Consider the following 4,609-nt stretch of genomic DNA (forward strand, 5'->3'; position numbering starts at 1 on the left):
GCCGGACCCCGGCCGCTACGTGGTCGACGAACGGCGCTTCCGGTTCTTTAAGCAGGCGTCGTAGCTTGCGTCGGTCACACGCCGTACTGATCGGGCAGGTCATTTTCGTAGAGCACCACGTCGCCCGGGCCGAGCCTGCGCTCGAGCATCTCGCGGGCCTCCGTGAGAGACGCAACCACCTCCACACGCTCCTCGGGGACGTCGGCCCCCGAGAGGCCCTCCTGGATGGGGGCCGTCTGTTCCGGTCCGACCAAGACCATGAGGTCGAGGCCCTGCTCGGCAAGGAAGGCCCCGAATTTCTTATTTTCCGACCATTGCCGGTCGCCGAGCTCCACCATGCCCGGCGTCACGATGACGCGCTGCCCGTCGCCCATCTCGCTCAGAATCTCGACGGCGTTCCGGGCCCCGACGGGGTTTGAGTTGAAGGCGTCGTCGATGACCGTGACGTCGCCCCGCTCGCGGAGTTGAAGGCGGTGCTCGATCGGTTCGACGCGCCGCGCCGCATGGGCCATCTGTCGCAGTCGCAAGCCCATCGAACGGCCGATGGTGACGGACAGAAGCACGTTGAGCACGTTGTGGCGACCCAGAAGTTGCGTCTCGAATGACACCGTGGTGCCCGTGTCGTCCGTCACGTCGAAGGCCGTGCCGCTGGTGTCGTGCCGGATGTGGGTGGCGGTGAGGTCGGCATCCGGGTGGCCTTCGGTCGACACGCGCCACACGGGGCCGGGGGCCCGGTCGGCCATGGCGGCCACGCGCTCGTCGTCCACGTTGAGGACGGTGGGCCCGTCCGACGCTGTCCGCTCGACGAGCACGCCCTTCTCCGCCGCGATGCGGTCCTGCGTGCCCATCGTTTCGAGGTGGGCCACCCCCACGGTCGTGACGACCGACGCGTCCGGCTCGGCGATGTCGCAGAGCTCGTCCATGTCGCCGGGGTAGCGGATGCCATACTCCAACACCAGCACTTGGTGCTCGGGCGTCAGGTGCTCGTTGACGGCGAGGCAGAGCCCCATCGGGGTGTTGTAGGAGCTCGGAGTGGCGTACACATTGTACTTCTGCCGGAGCAGTTCGGCGACGATAAATTTCGTGCTCGTCTTGCCATACGAGCCCGTAATGCCGATTACGGAAAGGTCGGAGTGCGCCTGAAGCCGCCGCCGGGCCCGGCGCTTAAAGCCGCGCTGGATGGCGGTCTCGACAGGGTGCATGAGGGCAGCGGCCAGGCCCGTCCAGAGGGGCGCCCCGAGGTCGGCCACGAGGAACCCGCCGAGGTACCACAGCACACCCGTTGGACGGCCGAGCGTCCATCCGTACAAGCCGCCGCCGGCCACAGGAAGAAGGGCCAGGATTCCGGTGGGAATGGCGAGCCGGGTCATGCGGGCCGTGAGCGCGAAGGGCTTTTTTTCCTGGTCGCTCCGGTAGCGCCGCGACGAGATGAACGCGCCTGTCCACACCAGAAGGGCCCCGAGAGCGACCCCCGCCGGATCGACGGCGGCGGTGGCGAGGCTCCCCACCCCGAGGACGGCAAGGCCCACGCCGTGCGAGGGGCGGACGACCAGGGACGCGTGGTCGGCCAGCCAGCGGCCGTACCGGTCCAGCTTGTAGGTTTCCAGCTGGAAGATGTGGAGGAAAAATCGAACCCGACGCCCGGCTCGCCACCCCGCGAACGAGGTGGCGACGACGCCGAGAAGGACGAGGACAATCGTCATGCTGCCAGAGATCAGTCGTGAGGCACTCGTGGGCCATTCCGGGAAAAAGTAACCTTGATAACATTGGGGGTGTACCGCCTCCGCGCAACACCCCGCGGGCCCCGAACCTACGAGTTTTCCAGGAAATGACGGAGCCCAGCCCGGACCGTGTCCGGCTGGTCGAGGTGGCCAAAGTGGCCGGCCCCCTCCAGCTCCACGAGTCCGCAGTCATCGATCTTCGTCTTCATCACGTCCATCTGGCGTCGCGACACCGCGTCGTCCTCGGTCCCCCAGAACAGAAGCGTCGGGACCCGAACGCGCTCCAGCTCCTCGTCGAGGTGGTCGTTGACGGTTTTGACGAACGTCTCGCGCATCACTCCGTCCTGGGCGTTGTAGTCGTCGGAGCCCAGCCATTGCCAGACCAGCGAATGGCGAAGCCAGTCCTCGGCGGGGGCCTGCAGGGGAGCTGGAAGGGCCTGCACGGGGGCCTTCAGGGCCGTGGCCAGTCCCGACCGTGTGCGGTAGGCCCAGGACCGCTCCGGCTCCACCCCAGATGGGCTGACGAGTGCGAGCCGGTTGACGGCGGAGGCGTGTTTCGCCGTACCGGCCATGTACAGGGCAATGCGTCCCCCATTCGAGTGCCCCACCACGGTTACGCGCGACTGAATCTCTCTCCGGATGTAATCGTGAACGAGCTGCGCGTGCTCGGGGACCCCCCAGGGCTCCGGGGGCGGAGGAGAGGCGCCGTGCCCGGGCAGGTCGACAGCGTGCGTCCAATAGGCGTCGGTGAGGGCCTGGGCAAGGGGGCGCAGGTCGTGCAGGCTTCGGCCCCACCCGTGCAGTAGAAGAACGGGGGGGCTCTCCGAAGGGCCCCGAACCTCGACGTTCAAATCCGAATCCGTCACAAAAACCCCGAACGTCGGGTGAAGAGAACAGCGACACGTCCGTGCGGGAAACCATCTGTATATGGGGGCGTTCCGGATTTTGAATGCCACTTTGTCTTCTGGCCTTCTGCCAGGTTCTTCTCCCGCGTTCGGTTCTCCGTGGATCGAGATCGGGAACGGTTGTCGCCAGCGTAGAGATGCGCTGTGCCCTCACGTCGAGCTGAAAAGGCCGACGGTCTCTGGCCTTTTGTGAGTCACGTCAGTCCGAGAGGATGCACCCAGGAGCAGAAGAGTGGTCGCTCCCAATTCTGTAGCCTGCAGGTGCATGATCGGTTGTGCGTGCCTGTGGGGAGACCACAACAGACGGGGAACATTTGCTTCGATGTTGGTCCCACCGGCTGAAGTGCAGCTTTGAGCATCCTTTCTCTGAGGGTTCTCCCGCAGTTTTCCTCTGCGAAGCGTGCCTGCGGCCCGAATTGGAACTCGGGGTGCGAGAGACGACCCAGGGTTGGCTTCGCGCCTCATGTGTCCCGGCGGGAAAGGAGCCGTTGAGCCCGTGGGGGGCTGGCATTTTGGGCGACGGATCGTCGCCCTCGCATTGCGTATCGGCAGGCACGTTCCGCTGGAGCGGGGCTTGTCGGCTTCATCACTCACCGAAAAATCGACCATGTCAGAAAACGACAACGAATCATTTCGGAGACTCCTCGAACTCATCGGCGAAAAGAAGTACGGCTTCATGCGCGAGCTGCGGCCGGACCTGCCGAAGGACGAGGACGACCCCTTCATGCCGCCGCCGCTCATCGGCAAGTTTAATCTACGCGACGGCGTCGTCATCGAGGGCGACCTGAAGCCGGGCCGAAAGGGCGGAATGCAGGTCGGATGGATCGACAGCGTGATGGGGCTTCCTCCCGAAGAGTGGGCCCAGCTCAAGGACTTCGACCAGGGCGCGAGCGTATACCCGGACGAGAAGCTGGACCTGATTACGGGGGCCGACGACGAGTCGATGCGGGTCCTCGATCTGGTTGCGCCCCTGGGGAAGGGGCAGCGGGCCCTGATCGTATCGCCCCCTCGGGCTGGCAAGACGGTTCTGCTGAAGGACATCGCGGCGGGCGTTACGAAAAACCATTCGGAGGTCGAACTCGTCGCGCTACTCGTGGACGAACGGCCCGAAGAGGTGACCGACTTCCGCCGCACGACGGAGGCACAGGTGTTTGCCTCCTCCAACGATCGCGGCGAAGACAACCACGTCCGCGTGTCGACCCTGGCAATGGAGCACGCGAAGCGGCTCGTCGAGACCGGAAAGGACGTCGTTGTGTTGCTCGACTCGCTCACGCGTCTTGGGCGCACCTTCAACCTGTGGGTCGACGGCAGCGGGCGTACCCTGTCCGGCGGCCTGGACGCGGAGGCGCTCAAGGTGCCGCGCCAGATCTTCGGGTCGGCGCGCAACATCGAGGGCGGCGGCTCGCTCACGATCATCGCCACCGCGCTGGTCGACACGGGAAGTCGGATGGACGAGGTCATCTTCGAAGAATTTAAGGGCACAGGCAACTCCGAGATTGTGCTTGACCGCGAGATGGCCGACAAGCGCATCTTCCCCGCCGTCAACCTCCGCGAGAGTGGCACCCGGAACGAGGAGCGCCTTCTCGGCGAGGTGCGCCGCAAGAAGCACAATCAGCTGTTTCGGGCGCTCAATTCGCGCGCCCCAATCGAGGCGATGCAGGCACTGATCCGGCATCTCCGCAACAGCCCGTCGAACGCACATCTGCTGAACGAGCTTGTGCCGGAGTAGTCCGGCGTGCGCTGGCGGGCTCGGGGGCGCCGACGCCGTGGACGTGCGTTATGAGCCGCCGGGAGAATGTGTCTGGGGAGTACACAGCCTCGCTCCCCGACCCTGCTTCCCATGTCTTGCCCCGACTCCTCCTCTGGCTCGTCGGCCGACAGGGCGTCCTCCCCTGACGGCTCAGAAGAGCCTGCCTTGCTGTACCATGTGCCCATCCACGAGTGGGACGAGTCCGATCAGCCGCGCGAGAAGCTGCTGACGCA

3 protein-coding genes are annotated in these 4,609 nt (G+C 65.5%); 1 reads left to right on the forward strand and 2 read right to left on the reverse strand.

Annotated features, from left to right (window positions below; genetic code table 11):
* Nucleotides 1-74: 74 nt before the first annotated feature.
* Both V5A20_RS13230 and V5A20_RS13235 read right to left on the reverse strand, forming a co-directional pair.
* Nucleotides 75-1,703: a UDP-N-acetylmuramoyl-tripeptide--D-alanyl-D-alanine ligase gene (locus V5A20_RS13230; protein WP_332316992.1), complete on the reverse strand. Its 1,629-nt coding sequence runs from the start codon at nt 1,701-1,703 to the stop codon at nt 75-77.
* Between the two features lie 107 nt (nt 1,704-1,810).
* Nucleotides 1,811-2,587 (reverse strand): alpha/beta fold hydrolase, encoded by a 777-nt coding sequence (locus V5A20_RS13235; protein WP_332316991.1) that lies wholly within the window; start codon nt 2,585-2,587, stop codon nt 1,811-1,813.
* A gap of 646 nt (nt 2,588-3,233) precedes the next feature.
* Between V5A20_RS13235 and rho the strand changes: the two genes are divergently transcribed.
* The gene (gene rho, locus V5A20_RS13240; protein WP_332327548.1) at nt 3,234-4,355 is read left to right on the forward strand and encodes a transcription termination factor Rho; all 1,122 of its coding nucleotides are present in this window, start codon (nt 3,234-3,236) and stop codon (nt 4,353-4,355) included.
* Nucleotides 4,356-4,609 lie beyond the last annotated feature (254 nt).

The organism is Salinibacter sp., assembly GCF_036626415.1.
Lineage (GTDB): Bacteria > Bacteroidota > Rhodothermia > Rhodothermales > Salinibacteraceae > Salinibacter.